The following is a 19,547-nucleotide window of genomic DNA, read 5'->3' on the forward strand; positions in this document are numbered from 1 at the left end:
CCCCACCCCCACCAACCCCAGGTAAACCCTCGTGAGTGTTTATCAGGGTTAGAACCCGGATAAACACTCACGACCCCCACCCAGCCAGGCTGGAAGGCGACAAGAAGGGAAAAGGCCCCGGACGAAGGCTCGATTTTACAAAGGGTGGGGGCGGCCGGAAACTCTCCGGTGCGGGGAGGCCCCGACTGCCTGCAGGGAGTGGCATGAGCATGGCTGTGGGGGTCTCCCCGGCTCCCTCCCCGAGGCCGCCCCAGGGCCCCCTTTGTCAAATCGAGCCGCCCCGCCCACGACAAGGAGCCCCAGCGCAACAGCAACAGAAAGGCCAGAAGCCAGACACCAAAGCGACCCGAAGGCCCAGAAGCCCAATGCCAAAGCGACCGGAAGGTCAAGGACTACCAGCCCAAGGCGGCCGGAAGGTCAAGAGCCACTGAACCAAGGAGACCCGAAGGAACCGGCCAAGCACAAGCCGACCGGAAGGGTCCGAGCCCAAGGACAAAGTGAGCGGAGAGCCCCAAATGCGGTCACAGAGTCAGCAGGGCCTGAACCGGCAAATGATCGGAAGGAAACTGCCCGCCCTGAGAGTAGGTGTTGATCCCAGCGGCCTGAACGGCAAACCCGTTTCGAGCCAGAATCCAGTCGATCCGGGCTCCGTCCGGCACAAGCGGGCGGTAACCGTGGAAGGTCGCGTAAAGCGGAGTCCGACGTTCAGCCGCAGCGACCCAGGTGTCCGTCAACCCGGCGCCTCCCATCAGGATGTCGTAGGTCGGAGTGCTTTCGGCGGCCGCGTTGAAGTCCCCGGTCAGCACCACGGGCAAGCCGGGAGCCAACGCGTTGATCCGATCCCGGACCAGCTCCGCGCTACGCTGACGGGAATTCTCCGACTCGTGATCGAAGTGCGTGTTGACGACAACGAACTGCCTGCCGGTACGAAGATCCCCGAACCGCACCCAGGTCACCATCCGGATGACGTTGTTGCCCCAGGACTTCGACCCGATGACGTCCGGGGTGTCGGACAGCCAGTAATGATCGAACTCCAGCGGATCGAGCCGCCGGGAGTCGTAGTAGACAGCCATGAACTCGTCACGGCTGCCGCCTGCCCGGCCCATCCCGATCCAGTCGTAATACGACGGCAGGTCGCGTTCGATGTCCTTCAGCTGCCCGTACAGGCCCTCCTGCGTGCCGAGCACGGTGGGTTGCTCACGACGCAGTAACTGGGCCATCACCGGACGCCGAGCGGCCCACGAGTTCGGCTCGGTCGCGGACGCGTAGCGCAGGTTGAACGACATGACGTGCAGCGCGTCCCCACGGGCGGGCCCGATCACGGGAGGCTCAGCCGCTTCGGCCGGCCGGACCATGCCGAGGGAGATCAACGCGGCGGCGAGCAGGCTCATGATTCCCAGTCTGGTCATGCCAGCTCCACCTGGTCGAGTTCGGCCCAGCGAGCGCGGTACTGGAAGCGCAGGGTGTTCCAGCCGGGATTGAGTGTCACGTCCAGCCCGGCTTCGGACCAGTTCTCCCAGCCGGTGTTCGGATAGGTCAACACCAGTTGCGTGCCACCGTTCACTGTCACAGTGTGCTGCGCATCGCCGTAACCAGCGGCATATCGGACGTACGCGGTGTAGTTTCCCGCGCCTGGCGCGTAAACGGTGATGTCGACCCAGCTGTCGGCGTAGTCGAGCTTGGCGACGACCGCGTTCTGCGAAGCGCCCGGTACGCCGGTACGGACCTCCGCGTGGTTGATGGCGCCTCGTTCGGCTTCATACCGGACACGGCTGCCGCGCACGATGGGAAAGTCGTTGGCCCAACCCAACTCCGCGACGTACATCCACCGCGCGTTGCCGACCCAGCCGTGGAAGAAGATGCGGTTCGGATGCACGTCCGCGCCGCCAGGTCCTTGTACCGCGCCGTTGACCGTGGCCGTGGTCATCAACGGCCGGAACGCCTTCGTGTAACCGCCGCGGATCGAGGGCGACACGGCATAGCTCGTGAAGTAGGTGTTCCCGCCGTACGAGCCGCCTGAGTAGAACAGCACGTACTGCGACGCCCGGCGGACGAGCACAGGTGCCTCGATCACTCCCGCTTCTTCCGGGCGGTCGTTGCGGATCAGCTCGGTCCGTCCGCCGATGAACGTCACGCCATCCGCCTGAACCTGTTGCAGCCACACGATCGCAGGCCTGCCGACGGCGTTGCCGTCGTTCTTGTACAACAGGTACCGCGCGCCGTTGGTGTCCACGAAGCTGCTGGGATCGATGTCGCCACCCTCGGCCGCGTCGCACACGAGCGGAGCGCCGCTTGTGGCTGTGAACGGCCCGGTTGGGCTAGTGGATGTGGCCGCGCCGATGCACATCCGTCCGGTAGCGGTGCTCGGGCCCGTGAAGTACATGAGGAATCGGCCGTCACCGCGTCGGGAGACGTCTGGTGCCCAGAAACCGCCGTTCCCGGCCCAGGACGGTCTTATGGGCAGGGCGTCACCGCGCACTGTCCACGGCCCGGACGGCGATGGCGCGCTGGCCACCGGCACGCGCCCGGCCCAGCTGCTGGTCGAGTACGCGTAGTACGTGCCGTCGACCTGGAGCACGTCCGGGTCGGGGAAATCCGCGTTGATCACCGATGCGGGCGGCACCGCCGCGCCGGCAGCACTTCCGCTGACGAGGAGAGAGAGGACAATCGCAGGAACCAGGAGCATGCGCATACGGCTGCCTCCAATGCAGGGATACTCCCTGTCATACAGCAACCAACTCACGTCCGAAAGTGTCAATCCTTGACCACGTGGTGAACGCTGAAGTGGTGCGCAGTGGTTTTTCCGCCTGTGCGGGCGGGTAGATCACGAGGTGGTGACTGAATCGAACGAAACTTCCCCGCGGTCGGCGGCAGTCGGCCTGCTCGCCGACCCCGGACTGCCCGCGGTGCTGGCAGACCTGCTGCACGACACGCTGTCCGACCGTCTCCGCGCTGAGGCCAGTGACGCGGTGAAGTGGACTGTGGACACAGTGCACGAGCCGTTCGAGGCGATGTATCCGGACGACGACCAGCTGATGGGCAAGGCACGCCAACATGTCCGCGACACCGTGTGGGACCTCGTGGTGTGCATCACCGACCAACCGATGTGGGACGAGTCGGGCGTTGTCGTCGCCAGCCTGCACACCGACGAACGGGTGGCCGTGGTTTCGTTGCCCGCGCTGGGTGCGTGGGATCTGCGCCGCCGGTTGGGTGACTTGGTGGTGCGGATCATCGCCTATCTGACCGGATTGTCGTCGCGGTTGCCCGGCGACGTGGTGCACGAATCGCCCTACGTGGACATTGTGCGGCCACGCCGGTGGGCCGTGGCGCGACTGCTGACGGGGATGGTCCGGATGAACCGGCCGTGGCAGTTGTTCTGTGGCCTGTCCAGGGCGCTCGCCGGTGCGCTGACCGGGATGACGTTCGGCGTGCTCTACTCGACGATCTGGACGCTCGGCGCGTCACTGGGGCCGTGGCGGCTGGCCGCGTTGACCACGGTGGCCGTCGGCGCCTTGACCGTCTGGATCGTCGCCGGGCATGACCTATGGGAACGTCGGCCGCACGTGCGGCTGCGTAATGCGAGTACGGTCGTCACGATCCTCGTGGGTACGGTCGCGTTCTTCCTGGCCATGTTCCTGATCGCGCTGGCCGCCGTGGCGCTGGTCATCCCGCCCGACTACCTGTCGAACACGCTCGGCCACGCGGCCGACGTGTCCGACTATGTGATCGTCGCACTGATGGCGAGCGTGCTCGGCACGATCGCCGGGGCGGTCGGCTCGGGCCTTGAGGACGACGTCACCGTCCGCGAGGCGACCTACGGCTACCGTGAGCAGCAGCGCCGCCGTCGAGTCGAACGCGAGGCCGAGGACGGCACGACGCCTACCCGCCGGTACCGCCGGAGTTGAGGTATCGGTCGGCGACAACGGCGGGCTGTTCGACGGGTTTGCCCGCGTCGATCGACCACGCCAGCCGGATGTACTGCGCGTGTGTCCACACCAGCGGTGTCGCGGACGTCGTCGGCGTTCCCGGTCGTTCACCGGGCGGTGCCTGGTGGTCCCATACCTGTTCCGGAAGCATCATGCCGTCGTTGGCGGTGGCCGCGATGGCGCGCAGCCGGGACTTGGCGGTGTGCGGCTTTCCGGCCAGCAGTTCGTATTCGCCGCGTTCTCCCGCGAAGATCGGCCATAGCCTGCCGTACGTGCGTTCTCCGCCGATGTCCCACGGGCCGCCGTCGGCGCGTTCGCCGTAGCCGTCGTTGGTGAACCGGTGCCAGAACTGCCCGGTGGGCGTGATCTCGCCCAGCACCCGGTCGACGACGGCGACGGTGTTGCGGATCGTCGCGTCCTGGGGGGATTTCACACCCAGCCGGACCAGTTCGAGGAAACTCGGGTCTACCTGGGTTCGCTGATCGACCGTGCCGGGGTAGTTGTCGCCGGGGTTGTACGCGGTGCCTTCGTTGGGCCTGCCGTCCTTGGTGAGCCGGAGGTAGTACGGCTGCGCTGAATGCGGCCCGTTGCTGGTGACCGTCCACGACTCGACGCGCGCGGCCCAGTCGTCGGCGATGGAGCGGTACCGCTGGGCGGTGGCCGCGTCGCCGGAACGCTCGATCATGTCGGCCGCGCACACCAGGCCCGCGATGGTCGCGGCGATCGTGCCGGGGGAGTAGCCGCTCTGGTTCTCCCAGCGTTCCTGCTGGCTCCACGGCGCCGAGAACCCGTCCTGCTCGTAGCCGACGATGAAGTCGGCGGCCCGCCGGACCATGGAGATCGTCTTCTCGTCCCGCCGGTCCAGGTGCCACGCCAGCACAATCGGCAGCGCGGACTCGTCGAGCTGGATGCTCGTCCAATAGGGACGGCCGGAAACGGTGTTGTTCTGCGGGAAGTGGCCGTCCGGTTGCTGCACGCCGATGAGGTGGTCGACAGCGCGGTTCGCGGCGTCCCGATCTCCCGCCGCGATCAGCGCGGTCGCGACCTGGTACAGATCCCGCGGCCACACCAGGTGGTACGGCCCCGGTGTCGGCGACAGTTCCGGATTCGTCCCGAACGCCCACGGCTCGGAGGGGGACGCGATGAACGCGCCGCGGTTGTGTTTGTCCTCACTCGCCGCGAGAACCAGCAGAGACGAGTCGTAGACGGCCCGCTGGGCGCTGGCCGGGGTCTTCAGGCCACGCAGATACTCCTCCCAGCCCTGGACGTAAGCACGGCGGACGTCGTGGAAACGTTGCTGCGCGGACGCTCGGGCGGTCGCGATGGCGCTCTGCTCGTTCTCGCCATAGCCGAGGACCACTACGACGTTCCGGTCGCGTACGCCGTCGACCGTCAGCTGCCCTGTCTGCCCGAGATTGCCCGGCCCGGCTTGGGGATAACGGGAGGTCAGAGCGCGATGGCGGGACAGGTCGGTCCATCCGTCGCTCGTACCGAGATAGCCCGAGGAGGTCGCGGAGAAGGGCGGCTGGGCCAGGAGCGCGCTCGCGGCGGACCCGTCGGTGGCGACCAGTGCGTCACCGACCGATTTTCCCTGGTCGTCGGCGCCTTTGGCGGACAGGGTCGGTTCGTGGAGAACGTAACTGTGCAACGGGCGGTGCGACCGCAGCTCGAAGCTGACCATCACCGACGGCCGAGCGGGATCGGTGATGTACGTGATCGTCGCCGTCCAGCCGCGTCCCCGCGCGATCCGGCGGTAGGACAGCCGGTCCTGGTCGGTGCGTACCGGCACGTCGGACACGCGTTGCACGAACGTCTCACCGTCCGTGACCACGAAGTCAAGGCGGCGGGCGGCCGGCGTGGACAGGTCCGGGTGGAACGTCTCGGTCAGCCCGCCGCGGCCGAGGGTGAACCAGACCGGGCTGCCGGCCGGGCGGGCCGTGCCGAAGCCCTGCTTGTCAGCGGGCGGATAGCCGGGGTTGACGCCGGGAGCGCCGGGTGGCGTGCCGGTGTCGCCGAGCGCGGGTGGAGCGATCATGATGAACAGACCTGCCAAGGCGGATAACAGCCGACGCCGCACTGCGTCCCTCCGTGCCGGTTTCCGTGAGCCCCACTTGCGAGTCTCCTCGCCGCCGCGCGATCCGCAACTTGAAACCGGGGACGTTCGGCGCGGGACCGGAGCGGGTAACAACCGGACATGACGGTCTTCGGGATACATGCCTCGCACGAACAGGTTCACCCGACCGCGCTGCTGGCTGCCGTGCGGCGCGCCGAAGCCGCCGGGTTCGGCGCCGGCATGTGTTCGGACCACTTCTCGCCGTGGAGCGAGCGGCAGGGGCAGTCCGCGTTCGCGTGGTCGTGGCTCGGGGCCGCGCTCCAGGCCACGGACCTGCCGTTCGGCGTGGTCAACGCGCCGGGACAGCGGTACCATCCGGCGATCATCGCGCAGGCCATCGGCACGCTCGGCGCGATGTACCCGGGCCGGTTCTGGGCCGCGCTGGGCACCGGTGAGGCCAGCAACGAGCACATCACCGGGGGTGGCTGGCCCCGCAAGGAGATCCGGGACGCCCGGCTGCTCGAATGCGTCGAAGTGATCCGTGAGCTGCTGGCGGGCAACGAAGTCAGCCACGACGGGCTGGTCAGGGTCGACCGCGCGCGGCTCTGGACCCGGCCCGCCGAGGTGCCCAAGCTGGTCGGCGCCGCGGTCAGCGTCGCGACTGCCCGCAGGTGCGCCGCGTGGGCGGACGGCTTGATCACGGTCAACGCGCCCGCTGACCACCTGCGGAAGATGATCGACGCGTACCGTTCGGCCGGCGGTCGCGGCAAGCTGTACCTCCAGGTGCATCTCAGCTGGGCGCCGGACGACGAAACCGCAGCGGCGATCGCGCACGAACAGTGGCGCAGCAACGTGTTCGCGCCGCCTGTCTGCTGGGACCTCGAAATGACCGAGCATTTCGACGAGGTGTCGCGGACCGTCACCGCTGAGGAAGTCGCGCGGGTGGTGAACGTGTCGTCGCAGCCCGACCAGCACGCCGACTGGCTCCGTCAGTACATCGACCTGGGGTTCGACGAGATCTACCTGCACCACGTCGGCCAGGAGCTCGACCCGTTCATCGACGTGTTCGGTGAGAAGGTACTGCCTCAGCTGCGAAGGGACGCGTCGTGAGACTCACCCGGACCGCCGACGTCTGGTGGAAGGACGCCGTCATCTACTGCCTCGACGTGGAGACGTACCGGGACGGCAACGGCGACGGCTGTGGTGACTTCCTGGGGCTGACCCAGCAGATCGACCACCTCGCCCGGCTCGGCGTCACCTGTGTGTGGCTGATGCCGTTCTTTCCCACGAAGGAACGCGACGACGGCTACGACATCACGGACTTCTACACCGTGGACCCGCGGTTGGGGACGTTGGGCGACTTCGTCGAATTCGTCCGGACGGCCCGCGACCGGGGGCTGCGGGTGATCTCGGACCTCGTGGTCAACCACACGTCCGACCAGCATCCGTGGTTCCGGAGTGCGCGCTCGGACCGCGATTCGCCGTACCGCGACTGGTACGTCTGGCGTGACGAGCCGCCGGCGGACGGTCCACAGGGGATCGTCTTCCCGGACAAGGAGAAGAGCCTCTGGGACTACGACGAGCGGACCGGTCAGTACTACCTGCACCGGTTCTACAAGACGCAGCCGGACCTGAACGTCGCCAATCCCGCGGTGCGCGACGAGATCGCCCGGATCATGGGGTTCTGGATGGAACTGGGCCTGTCCGGGTTCCGGGTCGACGCGGTGCCTTTCCTGCTGGAGACCTCGGGCCAGCTCGACGCCGCCGAACTGCCCGACCCGCACGACTACCTGGCGGATCTGCGCGCGTTCCTGACCCGGCGCAACGGTGAGGCCGTCCTGCTCGGCGAGGTCAACCTGTCCTATCCGGACACTTCGCGGTTCTTCGGTGACCCGCGGAGTGTCGGCGACGAGCTGACCATGTGCTTCGACTTCATCGCGATGCAGAAGTTCTACCTCGCCATGGCCCGGCGCTCGGCCGCGCCACTGGCCGACGCGCTGCGGGAGCGCCCGCGCCCGCCACGTGACGCCCACTGGGCCACCTTCGTGCGCAACCACGACGAACTGACCCTGGACAAGCTGTCGAAGGACGAACGCCAGGAGGTGTTCGACCAGTTCGGGCCGGACGAGAACATGCGGCTCTACGACCGCGGGCTGCGACGGCGGCTGCCGTCGATACTCGGCGACGTCGAGCGCACGAAAATGGCCTACAGCCTGCTGTTCAGCCTGCCCGGAACCCCGGTTCTGTTCTACGGCGAGGAAATCGGCATGGGCGAGAACCTCGCGGCCGAAGGCAGGCTGGCCGTGCGCACGCCGATGCAGTGGAAACCCGACCCCAACGGAGGTTTCTCCACCGCGGACCGGGACCGTTTCCCCGGCCCTATGGTGGAGGGTGAGTACGGCCCTGAGCATGTCAATGTGGCCGATCAGCGGCGCAGCGACGACTCGTTGTTGTCCTGGATCAGGTTGTTGATCGAGCGGTATCGCGAATCACCCGAGCTGGCGTGGGGCGAGTACGAAGTGATCGACCCCGGGCACCCGGCCGTGCTGGCCCATCGTTGCAGTATCGGCGACGACATCGTGATCGCCCTGCACAACCTGGACGAGGAACCGGCCGAGGTCTCGTTGACGATCGAAGGCCTGGACGATTCCTCGTCGCTGACCGATCTTCTCGTCGACGGCACGACGAAGGTGTCCCCGGACGGTTGTGCGAAGGTCTCGCTCGGCCGTTACGGCTGCCGCTGGTTCCGCGTTTGCCCGGCCGAATGATGGTGGTGTGGCAGCTCTGCCGAGAGGTTGCTGTCGCTGTGATCAGGCGCTGGTGCCGACGGGTTCGCGCGCCGGCGGCGCCGGCAGCGCGGCCGCGGCGTCCCGGGCGCGGGCCAGCTGGGCCACGCCGTAGCCGCTGAGCACCGCACAGACGACGGCGAAGGCGATTTCGAGGTTCGTGGTGGCGAGCTCCTCGCCGAGCAGTGCGACTCCGATGAGGGTCGCGGAGGCCGGGTTCACCAGGTTGGTCACGGCCAGCGGAGCGCTGAGCCCGTTGCGGTACGAGCGCTGCGTGAGCACGGTGGCCACGACCGCGAAGGTCGCGATCGAGATCATCGCGAAGATCGTGCTGGGCCACGCCAGTGCTCCGGCACCGGTGTCGCCCACTCGCACCACGACGGTCTGGCACAGCGCCGAACAGACACTGAACGCCAGGCCACCGGCGATGGCCTCCCACAGCGTCGACGCTCCTGGCCGCCGGCCCAACAGGCCGAGCACGACGACAACGGCGACGGTCGCGAGGATGAGCATGGTCAGCTCAGCAGACGTGAGCGTGTCCGGCTTGCCTGTGGTGGTGACGAGCAGAGCGAGCCCGGCGAGGCCGATCACCGTGTTGGCCATACCGGTCAGTTCGAGCCTGGTGGCCTTGCGGTGTGCCGTCACCGCCGCCAGCGGAACGGCGATGACGAGCGTGAGCACGCCGAGCGGCTGGATCAGCGACAGCGGGCCGAAGTTGAGCGAGGTCACGTGCAGTGCGGCGCCGAGACCGTTGAGCCCGATCGCGAGCCATAACACCGGAACGCGGACCAGTTCGAGCACGGTGAGGTGGGCGTAGCGGGCCTGGATGAGCGCCGCCGCCGCGTAGGCGATGGCCACTGCCACGCACAGCACGATCGCGATGATCAAGTCGGTCATGGCAAGCAGTCGCCCAATCTCGGTTCGCCCGACGGAACGGGGGTGGTTAAGCGTCCTCGTTCGGACGTGCCGAGGGCCCGGGCCGCTGTGGCGCCAGGACGCTCCTTCTCACCCTATCCTCCTGACGATCACCGCGGGGCAGTTTCGCGGTGATCTCAGGAATATCCGGCGGGCGGCGTAGCGCACCGCGATCATGCGGGCACGGATCGTCAAGCCCATTCCCAGCCGATGCCGATGACTCCGGGTTTCACGGCACGTTCGGCGCGATGGACCCAGTGACCCGAGGTGACCGCCAGTTCGTCGCCGACGATGACACAAGCGTGGGGTTTCGGCTGGGTGAAGCCGTGGATGCGGGCGGGCAGCACGTCATCGGCGAACCGCACGCACAGCAGGAACACGTCGGCCGGATAACGGAAGCCACGGCGGTAATCGAAACTGATCGCCGGTGCGGAAACCGTGACCTCGTAGTCGAAGAAGTGGGTCTCGCCGAATCCGAGCCTGCGGTCGAACAGCAGTTCCGCGGCGATCACGGGTGCGTCGGCATGCCGACGCACCCGGCCGAGGCGGCAGTTCGTGCCGGCTTTCACCGCGATCTCCGCGGAATCGGTGTCCGGCTCGGCGCAGTACACCGCCAGGTGCCGGTCAGGACCGTCCGCGGTGGCCTCCACCACCAGCCGGGTGTGCACCGAACGGATCGTGCGATCCGCGCCGACCAGCACGCTGTCCTCCTGGCTGAACACGGCCAGCTTCGAGTCGGACGGACCGAGCATCGGCGTGACGGCCTCGGCCAGTGCTTCGGCAGGCCCGAGAATGCCGTCGTAGTAGCGGTCCCGCTTGGTCCAACGGCCACGGGGACGAGGCGGGCCGAGCAGGCCTGCCAGGGAATGCCGGGGCATTCCGAGGATGCTCTCGATGGCGTGCACGGCCCGGAGGGAATCGGCGCGTTCCGGTCTGCTGCGGCCCTGCTGCCAGTAGCTCAGGCTGGTCACACTGACCCGGATGCCGCGCTGCGCCAGCCGGTGCCGCAACCGGTCGAGCGTCAGGCCGCTGTCCTCGATAGCGGCCCGCAACGCGGAATGGAACTGCTCCGCCATCACGGCACCCCCGGGTGATTTTGTGAACGAACACAGTCTTCGTCCGCCTGATCCCTCCAACGCCGCACCACGCCGCTGGTCACGGCCGTTCACAGTTTTGCGGCACACGTTCAAGGACTGCGGCGGACCACTGAGCGCGTTGTTCGTCGCCCGCTATCTCGGCAGGAAATGGCGGGTCGAACTGGAAGGCACGGCCGGTTTTGCCGAACTGGCCCGGCAGGCGCCGCGCGAGGTGGTCAGCGACAGCGAGAAGGACCTGTTCACACGGAACTTCGAAGTCCGGCCGCTGGCCGACACCGGGCTCGGGTTGCCGTGGCCGGAGGGCGTCGCGTGGTGGATGGGCGGTGGCCCGCACGGCAACAGCGGGCAGAGCCGGCCGTTCAGCTCGATCGACTTCAACGGCGGCGACGGCCGTGTGCTGGCCGCCGGGCCGGGCAAGGTCTACAAGAGCTGTGTCCGTGGCCGTAGCGCGCTGGTGAAAGTCGTGCACCCCAACGGATACAGCACGACCTACTACCACATGTACGACCTCACCACGCTGCCTGACGGCTCCGACGTGCAAACCGGGACCTATCTTGGGCACATCGGCAACGAACTGCCGTGTGGTGGCTCGAGTTCGGGCGCCCACGTGCACTTCTCCCTGCTGCGTGGCAACACGCACGTCAGCGTGAACAACCAGACCATCGGCGGCTGGACGTTCTACGAAGGTACGCAGGCATACCGCGGCTACGCCATGCGCAACGGCGTGCGTGTCAACGTCGGTGGACGCGTGACCAACTACGGCGCAGGCACGTCACTGCCTACGGGCACGGTGAACGCCGGGGACAACACGACCGTCAACATCCGGTCCGGCCCGGGTTTGGGCTATGACGTGACGGGCACCGTCGCGGACGGCGCTGTCGTGCGGATTTCCTGCACGGCACGAGGTGACACGGTGGAAGGCGTGTGGGGCCCGACGGACCTGTGGAACAAGCTCGACACGAACGGGTGGATCAGCGACGGATTCGTGGACACCGGTTCCAACGACCCTGTGGCTCCTGCCTGTACCTAGCCGCCTGGGAGTCTCACGGTCTGACGCGCCCGGCTGGGCGATCAGAACGGGCGCGGCAGGCGGCCGCCCCGGTTTCGGGGTGGCCGCCTGCCGCGACGAGGCGCGGTTCAGTTCCCGGAGCCGACGATGGCGGTGACGCGGATTTCCACGCGCATGGCGGCGAGACCGAGGGCCGTCACGCCGGTCTCGGTCCAGATCGGCGCGCGGCCGCCGAGGCGACGGCGGAACTGCTCGGCCATGACCTTGTTGTGGTCGTCCCCGATGACGTCGTCTCCCGGTGCGACCTTGTGGTACGAGTTGACGTGGATGACGTCCTTCCAGGTCGCGCCGACCGTGGCGAGCGTGCGCTCCACGTTGTCGAAAGCCAGGATGATCTCGTCCTCCAGCGAGTCGGGGACGACCAGGTCGTCGTCCACCCCGGCCTGGCCGGAGATCTCGACCCGGTCGCCGACGCGGACGGCCCCGCTGTAGCCGAGGGCCTTGTGCAGCTTCTCGCCGAAGCCCGGAGTGATGCCGAAGGTGACGGTGCTCATGATGCCTGCTCTTCCTGTCCACAGTGCCGCGTTCGCTCCTGAATGAGTTCACGCGTAAAGTGACGCTAGCAAGCGATCACTTCAAGCGCAAAGTGATGAACTTCGCCGGAGGAGCGGGAAGAGCCATGAGCGGCACGGAGGAACACGAGGACCACGAGGAGCCGCGATGGCTCGACGAACAGGAGAAGGCGGCGTGGACGGGGCTGATCTCCCTTGTCCTGCTGCTGCCCGGCAAGCTGGAGACGCCGTTGCGCCAGCAACACGGCCTCACCCTGTTCGAGTACCTCGTGCTCAGCCACCTGTCCGAGGCCCCGCGGCGCACGCTGCGGATGGGCGAGCTCGCCTTCCTCGCCAGCGGGTCGCTCTCCCGCCTGTCCAACGTCGTCAAACGCTGCGAACAGCGTGGCTGGGTCGTCCGGACACCCGACCCGGCCGACGGCCGGTACACCCTCGCCGAACTCACCGACGCCGGCTTCGACATCGTGCACCGGGCGGCGCCCACACACCTGCGCTCGGTACGCCGCATCGTGCTCGACTCGCTCAACGCGACCGACCAGAAGGCCCTCACCCGCATCGCGCACAAGCTCCGCATCGTCCCCGACGACTTCCTCTGACAGCCGTGGACGTCCAGCCGGGAAACTTGTCCGATTTCTGACATTGATACCCGCCGAACGGCTGTACCACCGCGCACGGGTTCCATGCGTGGATGGAGGTCAGCGCTTTTCCAACGTTGTAAAAACGAATGGGGATCGGATCAATGGCGAGAGTCGTCACCACGCTCGTCGCGCTGTTGCTGGCGGTGGGCGTCGCATCCGGGACGCCACCGGCAGGTGCGGCGGAACCAGTGCACGGGCTGAAGGGCGAGTACTTCACCACGTCGGCGCCGGGAGCACGGGACTTCGCGAACCTCGCGGGCACCGTGCTCGATGCCGAGGTCAACCACGCCGACCTGACGTCGGTGTTCCAGTTGCTGTCCGGACGCACCGAACACACGACCGCGCGCTGGACCGGCCGCCTCACCGCACCGCAGACCGGCGACTACACCTTCCACGCCATTGGGGACAACGGGTTCCGCCTGTTCGTCGACGGCAAGCCGGTGATCGACCACTGGGTCGGTGACTGGGACCGCGAGCAGACCAGCGCGCCGGTGCCGCTGACAGCCGGCCGCCAGTACGACTTCCGGCTGGAGATGTTCCAGGACACCGGCGGCGCGAACATGTTCCTGCGGTGGTCGAGCGGATCGATGGCCAAGCAGATCGTGCCGGAGTCGGCGTTCACGCCACCGCCGGACTTCCAGGCGGTTCCCGCCACGGCGGCGGTGGATGAGCACGGCCGTGTGCTCACCGCGGAGTTCGACGGGCGCGTCACGAACCTCGGGGACCTGCGAAACCACCTCCGGGTGGAGGTGGACTCGACGCCGATGCCGATCGCGCTCACCAGCGCCAACCGCAACCGTGTCACCGTCAGGCTGAGTGAGCGAGTGCTGCGGAGCCAGCGGGTGCGCCTGTTCTACGACGGCGCGGGCGAGCTGGAGGTTGACGGCGAGAAGGTGCCGAAGACCGCGCGCACCGTGGCGAACGCGTCGAAGCAGCGGCTGAAGACGCCGTGGGGCGAGCAGTTGGACACACGCAACCCGTTGCCGGAGTACCCGAGGCCGCAGCTGGAACGCGACAAGTGGCTCAACCTCAACGGGCCCTGGGAGTTCGCGGCGGCGAAGGCCGGCCAGCAGCCGGTGTTCGGACAGCGCCTGCCCGAGCGGGTGATCGTGCCGTTCCCGATCGAGTCGCAGCTCTCCGGGCTGGAACGGCACGAGGACCACATGTTCTACCGCCGCACAGTGACCGTTCCCCGCGACTGGCGGATCGGGGCCGGGCACCGGTTGCGGCTCAACTTCGGTGCCGTGGACCACAAAGCCAAGGTGTGGGTGAACGGCAAGCTTGTCGCCGAACACTCCGGTGGTTACACCGCCTTCAGCGCGGACGTCACCGACGCGCTGCGCCGTGGCGGGGAACAGGAAATCGTCGTCGGTGTCACCGACACGACGGGTCCGCACCAGCCGAAGGGCAAGCAGTCGCGAAACCCCAGCGGGATCTTCTACACCCCGTCGTCGGGAATCTGGCAGACCGTGTGGATGGAGCCCGTTCCGGACGCGGCGGTCGACGAGCTCAAACTGACGCCGGACGTCGCGACGAGCACGCTGACCGTGGAGGTCGCTTCCGCGTCGAAGTCCGCCACCGTCATGGTTGTCGCGCGGGACGCGAAGGGCAAGCAGGTCGGCGAGGTCTCCGGTCCGGCCAACACCAAGCTGACGCTGCCGGTGCCGAACGCGCACCTGTGGACGCCGGACGACCCGTACCTGTACAAGCTGGACGTCACGCTCGCGAACGGCTCCAGCAGGGACAACCTGAAGAGCTACTTCGGCATGCGGTCTCTTGGCCTGGCGGACGTCGGCGGGCAGCGCAAGCTGACGCTCAACGGCAAGCCGTTTTTCTCGCTGATGATGCTGGACCAGGGCTTCTACCCGGACGGCCTGAACACGCCGCCCAGCGACGAGGCGCTGGTGTTCGACCTGAAGGCGCAGAAGGACCTCGGTTTCAACTCCGTCCGCAAGCACATCAAGGCCGAGCCCGCCCGCTGGTACTACCACGCGGACCGGATGGGACTGCTGGTGTGGCAGGACTTCGTGTCCGTCGAGGACGGCTCCGTGGCCGAGGGCCAGCAGGCGTTCCTCACCGAGAGCCGCGAGTTGATGAAGCAGCTGCACAACTCGCCGTCGATCGGCGCGTGGATCGTCTTCAACGAGGGCTGGGGCGAGTGGGACCGTGAGGTCACCGGTCAGATCACGACCGACGTCAAGGCGGCGGACCCGAGCCGGATCGTCAGTGCCCACAGCGGCGTGAACTGCTGTGCCTCCAAGGGCGACTCGGGCAAGGGTGACGTCATCGACCACCACGACTACAACAACACCGACCCGCCGCGCCCGGACGGCGTACGCGCCGTGATGGACGGTGAGCACGGCGGCTTCACGCTGCGCACGCCGGGGCACATGTGGCCGGGTGCTCCCGCGAACATCTACAGCGGTGTGGCGGACAAGGCGGCGCTGACGGCGAAGTACGTCGACAACACCCGCACGTTCTACCTCGGGCAGGCCCGAGCCGAACTCTCCGCGTCCGTCTACACCCAGGTCACCGACCTCGAGAACGAGCTGAACGGGTTCTGGACCTACGACCGCAAGCGCATCAAAGTCGACCCCGGCCCGGTCCGCGAGATCAACCAGCGGGTGATCGCCGCCGGTGCGGAGGCGGGCAAACCGTACCCGTACCCGGCTCGTGGTCAGTGGGAGCTGAACGAGAACAGGGGAGCGGTGGCCAAGGACTCGAGCGGTGGCGGCACTCCGCTCACCCTCAGCCCGACCGGCGCCGCGTGGACGCAGGGTGTGACCGGCTCGGCATTGCGGTTCAACGGTGGCTACGCCGAGACCCTCGGTCCGGTGGTCGACACGACCGGCGACTACACGGTCTCAGCGCGGGTGAAGCTGGACGAACTGCCCGGGAACTACGCCACCGCCGTCAGCCAGGACGGCAGGCAACAGGAGAACCCGTTCTACCTGCAGTACGGCCAGGGCGGGTTCGCGTTCAGCACACCGGGAGGCAACCGGGCCAGGTTCGAGACGACGCCTGAGCTCGGTCGCTGGTACCACCTCACCGGTGTGCGCGCCGGTGGCGAGCTGCGGCTGTACCTCGACGGTGAGCGAGTGGCCACGACCGCGGCCGGTCCGGCGTTGCTCAGCACCGGGGCACTGGCGGTGGGACGGGCCAAGTACGGCGGCCAGAACACCGACTTCTGGCCTGGCGCGATCGACGATGTGCGCGTCGTCGGCCGGGCGGCGGGCGACGCCGAGATCGCGGCCTGGTGACAGCGGTCCACAGTGGAACGTTGAGCACCTGACCGGCTCAGCCCGGCTCCGGCGTGGTGCCGTGATGGCGATCACGGCACCACGCACGGGAGTCAGGTACCGAACCGGAGCGGAAGTGTTGTCGGGCCATGGATTCCGAGGGGTGGGTGCCAGGCGACAGGACCGGTGATGATGGGCGGCCCCAGTCGTTCGGTCAGTGCGGGCAGTGCCTCGCTGAGTTCGGCGCGGGCCAGTGCGGCGCCGAGGCAGTGGTGCGGTCCGGCCCCGAACTGGATGGGCGCGGCCTGCGGGGTGGCGGTGATGTCGAACAGGTGCCCGTCGGGGAAGACGTGTGGATCGCGCTGGGCCGGAACCACCAGGACCGTGATCATCGTGCCGGTCTTCAGGTGCAGGCCGCGGTAGTCGAAGTCCTCGGTGGCGAACCGGTAGACCGTGCCGGTGGACGGGCACCAGCGCATGATCTCCTCGATGGCGTTGCCGATCAGGTCGGGTTGCCGCGCCAGCAGCGTCCATTGCTCGGGGTGCTGGGCGAAGGCGACCATGGCGTTGGAGAGCTGGTGACGCGTGGTGTCGTGGGCGGCGAACACAAGCGTGACGATGAGGTTGCGTAGTTCCTCCTCGTTCACCTGTCCGTCGTCCCGCTGCACGGTGACCAGCGCGGAGATCAGGTCGTTGCCCGGCTTCGCCCTTTTCTCGGTGATCAGTCCGTTGACGTATCCGTACAGTCCGGTCACGGCGGCCTCGACCCGGGCCCGGATGTCCCCGCCGTGCGCGAGGCTGAACACCAGACCGATGTCCGTGGTCCACCGGCGGAAGGTCGAATGGTCGGCCGGGGGAACCCCCAGCAGTTCGGACAGCACCGCGAGCGGCAGCGGATCAGCGAAGTCGTCGACGAAATCGCATTCGCCCGCCGTGGCGACTTGATCGGCCAGTCGCTCGGCGGTATCGCGGATGAAGGGACGAAGATTGTTGACCATGCGCGGCGTGAAAGCCTTGCTCACCAGTCCTCTCAGGCGGCGGTGGTGGTCACCGTCGTGATTGACGATCATCGGCACGAACCAGTCGAAGATCGGTCCGTCGACAACTCCGTTCGCCGCGAGGTACTTGTCACCGCCGCCGTGGTCCATCCGCTGGTCACGCAGCAACTCCTGGGCCTCGGTGTACCGCAGCACGACCAGTCCGATCGGACTTTCGGCATACCAGTTGCCGTTCTGTGCCGCGATCATTTCCGGGCCCCGGAAATCGAACTCGGGGTCGATGACGTTGAGGAAGGGGATGGTGTCCGATGTCGCCGCTGATCGTGCAGCCGTTGACATTCCGCCTCCAAGCAGAGCAGTCCGCCTGTTCAGGGAAACGAGAAATTTCGAGTGTAGCGGAGAATCGCAGATCAATTGTTTGCCGAAAGGAAGTCGCCCGTGGTGGGTGACGCCTTCTCCGCACCGGCACCCATCGTTGCCCCGGAGCCGCGGGCCACCAGGTCGAGCCGCTGTCCTGGCGGAGTCGTCGGCTGATCACAAGAATGCCGCAAGCGCCCGGTGGGACGCTGGCTGGACCTGTCGGTGAAGGACTCACTCCTAGGGGGAATCCTGAACACGATCAAGCAGATGGCGGAAGAACGCCGGAACATCCAGGCCCCGCCGGCTCGTCCCGGCGAGCACCGCGGCAAGTGTGTCGGGGTGTACGAGGTCAGCGGGGTCCGCAAGGTCGTCCGTGTCCTGTTCGCCAGCGGATTTGTCGTCACCGCGTATCTCGGCGCCAGTGCCGTGACACCCGAGGTGGGATCCGATGTCGTGGTCGCGGGCGTGCTGGGCGGCGACTCCTCCGGGCAGGGCCGGGTGATCGACGCCGGTGACCCGCCTTATCCGGACCGGCCGGCCGCCCGCTACCAGATCGCCTGACGAGATGACGGCCGATCGCACGGTATCCCTGGTGACACTGGGCTGCACGCGCAACTCGGTCGACTCGGACGAGCTCGCCGCCCGGCTGGACCAAGCCGGGTGGCGGTTCGCCGAGGCGGACGAGGCCGCGGTGGTCATGGTGAACACCTGCGGGTTCATCGAGACAGCGAAGAAGCAGTCGATCGACGCCCTGCTCGCCGCGTCCGGGTCGGGCGCCAAGGTGGTCGCGGTCGGCTGCATGGCCGAGCGGTACGGCAAGGAACTCGCGGACGCGTTGCCTGAAGCCGATGCCGTGCTGTCGTTCGACGACTACCCGGACATCGGCGAACGTCTGGACGACGTGGTGCAGGGCAATGCCAGGACCGCGCACACGCCCCGCGACCGGCGCACGTTGCTGCCGTTGACACCGGTGCGGCGCAAGGAATCCACAGTGCACGTTCCGGGACACGCGCCCGCCGGCGGCCCACGGGTTCTGCGGCACAGGCTCGGCGGCGGGCCGGTCGCGCCGTTGAAGCTGGCGTCCGGGTGCGACCGCCGGTGCGCGTTCTGTGCCATTCCCAGCTTCCGGGGCGCGTTCGTGTCCCGGCCGCCGGACGACATCGTGACGGAGGCGCAATGGCTTGCCGCACACGGTGTTCGTGAGGTCATCCTGGTCAGCGAGAACTCGACGTCGTACGGCAAGGATCTCGGTGACATCCGTGCGCTGGACAAGCTGTTGCCGCGCCTGGCGAGCGTGGTCGACCGGGTACGGGTGAACTACTTGCAGCCAGCCGAGCTGCGGCCGGACCTGGTGGAAGTCATCGCCTCGACGCGCGGTGTGACGCCGTACTTCGATCTGCCGTTCCAGCACGCGAGCGGGCCGGTGCTGCGCCGGATGCGCCGGTTCGGCGACCGGGAACGGTTCCTCGACCTGATCGGGTCGATCCGGGCGGTGAACCCGGACGTGGGCATCCGGTCGAACTTCATCGTCGGCTTCCCGGGCGAGTCCGAATCGGACTTCGCCGAGCTGTGCCGGTTCGTCACGCAGGCGCGGCTCGACGTCGTCGGCGTTTTCGCGTACTCCGACGAGGAAGGCACCGAGGCCGCAGGCTTGGAGGACAAAGTGGACGCCGGAACGATCCGGGACCGGGCGGACGAACTGTCCATCCTCGCCGACGAGGTATCCGGTCACCGCGCCGAGGAACGTGTCGGCCAGACGATCGAGGTGCTCGTGGGACCCGGCTCTGAGGGGTGGGCCGGGCACCAGGCGCCTGACGTCGACGGCAAGGTCACGCTCAGCGGCGGTGATCCGCAGCCGGGTGACATCGTCCAGGCGGTGATCACCGGGACCCATGGGATCGACCTGTACGCGACTGTGCAGGAATGACGTGTGAGGGGTGCCGCACAGGACATG

General features: G+C 67.6%; 15 protein-coding genes. 8 read left to right on the plus strand and 7 right to left on the minus strand.

Annotated elements, in window-relative coordinates:
• Positions 1-521: 521 nt before the first annotated feature.
• A complete protein-coding gene (locus GC106_RS22890; protein WP_173134276.1) occupies positions 522-1,409 on the minus strand; it encodes an endonuclease/exonuclease/phosphatase family protein in 888 nt (295 codons plus the stop codon).
• Complete coding sequence (locus tag GC106_RS22895) at positions 1,406-2,686, minus strand: family 43 glycosylhydrolase (protein WP_217280850.1); 1,281 nt, start codon at positions 2,684-2,686, stop codon at positions 1,406-1,408. Before GC106_RS22895 ends, GC106_RS22890 begins: the two co-directional genes overlap by 4 nt.
• Positions 2,687-2,834: 148 nt before the next feature.
• Here GC106_RS22895 and GC106_RS22900 point away from each other — a divergent pair, with 148 nt between their 5' ends.
• Positions 2,835-3,905 (plus strand): CBM20 domain-containing protein, encoded by a 1,071-nt coding sequence (locus GC106_RS22900; protein ID WP_173134282.1) that lies wholly within the window; start codon positions 2,835-2,837, stop codon positions 3,903-3,905.
• Here GC106_RS22900 and GC106_RS22905 read toward each other — a convergent pair.
• Positions 3,880-5,961, minus strand: coding sequence for a glycoside hydrolase family 15 protein (locus GC106_RS22905; RefSeq protein ID WP_217280851.1), 2,082 nt, complete (start codon positions 5,959-5,961; stop codon positions 3,880-3,882). The genes GC106_RS22900 and GC106_RS22905 overlap by 26 nt on opposite strands.
• 159 nt (positions 5,962-6,120) lie before the next feature.
• Between GC106_RS22905 and GC106_RS22910 the strand changes: the two genes are divergently transcribed.
• Both GC106_RS22910 and GC106_RS22915 read left to right on the plus strand, forming a co-directional pair.
• Positions 6,121-7,089, plus strand: a complete 969-nt coding sequence (locus GC106_RS22910; protein WP_173134288.1) for a TIGR03885 family FMN-dependent LLM class oxidoreductase — start codon at positions 6,121-6,123, stop codon at positions 7,087-7,089.
• A complete protein-coding gene (locus tag GC106_RS22915; RefSeq protein ID WP_173134291.1) occupies positions 7,086-8,747 on the plus strand; it encodes an alpha-amylase family protein in 1,662 nt (553 codons plus the stop codon). The genes GC106_RS22910 and GC106_RS22915 overlap by 4 nt, the downstream gene beginning before the upstream one ends.
• Before the next feature lie 42 nt (positions 8,748-8,789).
• Here GC106_RS22915 and GC106_RS22920 read toward each other — a convergent pair whose 3' ends face one another.
• Positions 8,790-9,662, minus strand: a complete 873-nt coding sequence (locus GC106_RS22920; protein ID WP_173134293.1) for a DMT family protein — start codon at positions 9,660-9,662, stop codon at positions 8,790-8,792.
• A gap of 209 nt (positions 9,663-9,871) precedes the next feature.
• Positions 9,872-10,756, minus strand: a complete 885-nt coding sequence (locus tag GC106_RS22925; protein WP_246366627.1) for a helix-turn-helix domain-containing protein — start codon at positions 10,754-10,756, stop codon at positions 9,872-9,874.
• A 22-nt stretch (positions 10,757-10,778) separates the two neighbouring features.
• On the opposite strand from GC106_RS22925, the gene GC106_RS22930 reads away from it, so the two are divergent.
• Entirely contained in the window at positions 10,779-11,807 is a 1,029-nt protein-coding gene (locus GC106_RS22930) for a peptidoglycan DD-metalloendopeptidase family protein (RefSeq protein WP_312872792.1), read from the plus strand.
• Between the two features lie 107 nt (positions 11,808-11,914).
• Here the strand turns inward: GC106_RS22930 and GC106_RS22935 are convergent, their stop codons facing one another.
• Complete coding sequence (locus GC106_RS22935) at positions 11,915-12,340, minus strand: Rid family hydrolase (protein WP_173134297.1); 426 nt, start codon at positions 12,338-12,340, stop codon at positions 11,915-11,917.
• Positions 12,341-12,465: 125 nt separating this feature from the next.
• Between GC106_RS22935 and GC106_RS22940 the strand changes: the two genes are divergently transcribed.
• Entirely contained in the window at positions 12,466-12,954 is a 489-nt protein-coding gene (locus tag GC106_RS22940) for a MarR family winged helix-turn-helix transcriptional regulator (RefSeq protein WP_173134299.1), read from the plus strand.
• 143 nt (positions 12,955-13,097) lie between these two features.
• Positions 13,098-16,256, plus strand: a complete 3,159-nt coding sequence (locus GC106_RS22945; RefSeq protein ID WP_173134301.1) for a LamG-like jellyroll fold domain-containing protein — start codon at positions 13,098-13,100, stop codon at positions 16,254-16,256.
• Positions 16,257-16,348: 92 nt separating this feature from the next.
• On the opposite strand, the gene GC106_RS22950 is transcribed toward GC106_RS22945, so the two are convergent.
• Positions 16,349-17,572, minus strand: a complete 1,224-nt coding sequence (locus GC106_RS22950; RefSeq protein ID WP_173134302.1) for a cytochrome P450 — start codon at positions 17,570-17,572, stop codon at positions 16,349-16,351.
• A gap of 219 nt (positions 17,573-17,791) precedes the next feature.
• Between GC106_RS22950 and GC106_RS22955 the strand changes: the two genes are divergently transcribed.
• Together GC106_RS22955 and rimO are read left to right on the plus strand one after the other, a co-directional pair.
• A complete protein-coding gene (locus GC106_RS22955; protein WP_173134304.1) occupies positions 17,792-18,154 on the plus strand; it encodes an uS12 family ribosomal protein in 363 nt (120 codons plus the stop codon).
• A 4-nt stretch (positions 18,155-18,158) separates the two neighbouring features.
• The gene (rimO, locus tag GC106_RS22960; RefSeq protein WP_173134306.1) at positions 18,159-19,520 is read left to right on the plus strand and encodes a 30S ribosomal protein S12 methylthiotransferase RimO; all 1,362 of its coding nucleotides are present in this window, start codon (positions 18,159-18,161) and stop codon (positions 19,518-19,520) included.
• Positions 19,521-19,547 lie beyond the last annotated feature (27 nt).

The sequence above is a fragment of the Kibdelosporangium persicum genome, from assembly GCF_013280595.1.
GTDB classification, from domain to species: domain Bacteria; phylum Actinomycetota; class Actinomycetes; order Mycobacteriales; family Pseudonocardiaceae; genus Kibdelosporangium; species Kibdelosporangium persicum.

Coding starts and splice junctions, on each gene's coding strand:
- GC106_RS22925 (WP_246366627.1), bottom strand. CDS start 10,756: ATGGCGGAGCAGTTCCATTCCGCGTTGCGGGCCGCTATCGAGGACAGC.
- GC106_RS22940 (WP_173134299.1), top strand. CDS start 12,466: ATGAGCGGCACGGAGGAACACGAGGACCACGAGGAGCCGCGATGGCTC.
- GC106_RS22945 (WP_173134301.1), top strand. CDS start 13,098: ATGGCGAGAGTCGTCACCACGCTCGTCGCGCTGTTGCTGGCGGTGGGC.
- GC106_RS22935 (WP_173134297.1), bottom strand. CDS start 12,340: ATGAGCACCGTCACCTTCGGCATCACTCCGGGCTTCGGCGAGAAGCTG.
- rimO (WP_173134306.1), top strand. CDS start 18,159: ATGACGGCCGATCGCACGGTATCCCTGGTGACACTGGGCTGCACGCGC.
- GC106_RS22950 (WP_173134302.1), bottom strand. CDS start 17,572: ATGTCAACGGCTGCACGATCAGCGGCGACATCGGACACCATCCCCTTC.
- GC106_RS22905 (WP_217280851.1), bottom strand. CDS start 5,961: ATGATCGCTCCACCCGCGCTCGGCGACACCGGCACGCCACCCGGCGCT.
- GC106_RS22895 (WP_217280850.1), bottom strand. CDS start 2,686: ATGCTCCTGGTTCCTGCGATTGTCCTCTCTCTCCTCGTCAGCGGAAGT.
- GC106_RS22890 (WP_173134276.1), bottom strand. CDS start 1,409: ATGACCAGACTGGGAATCATGAGCCTGCTCGCCGCCGCGTTGATCTCC.
- GC106_RS22910 (WP_173134288.1), top strand. CDS start 6,121: ATGACGGTCTTCGGGATACATGCCTCGCACGAACAGGTTCACCCGACC.
- GC106_RS22920 (WP_173134293.1), bottom strand. CDS start 9,662: ATGACCGACTTGATCATCGCGATCGTGCTGTGCGTGGCAGTGGCCATC.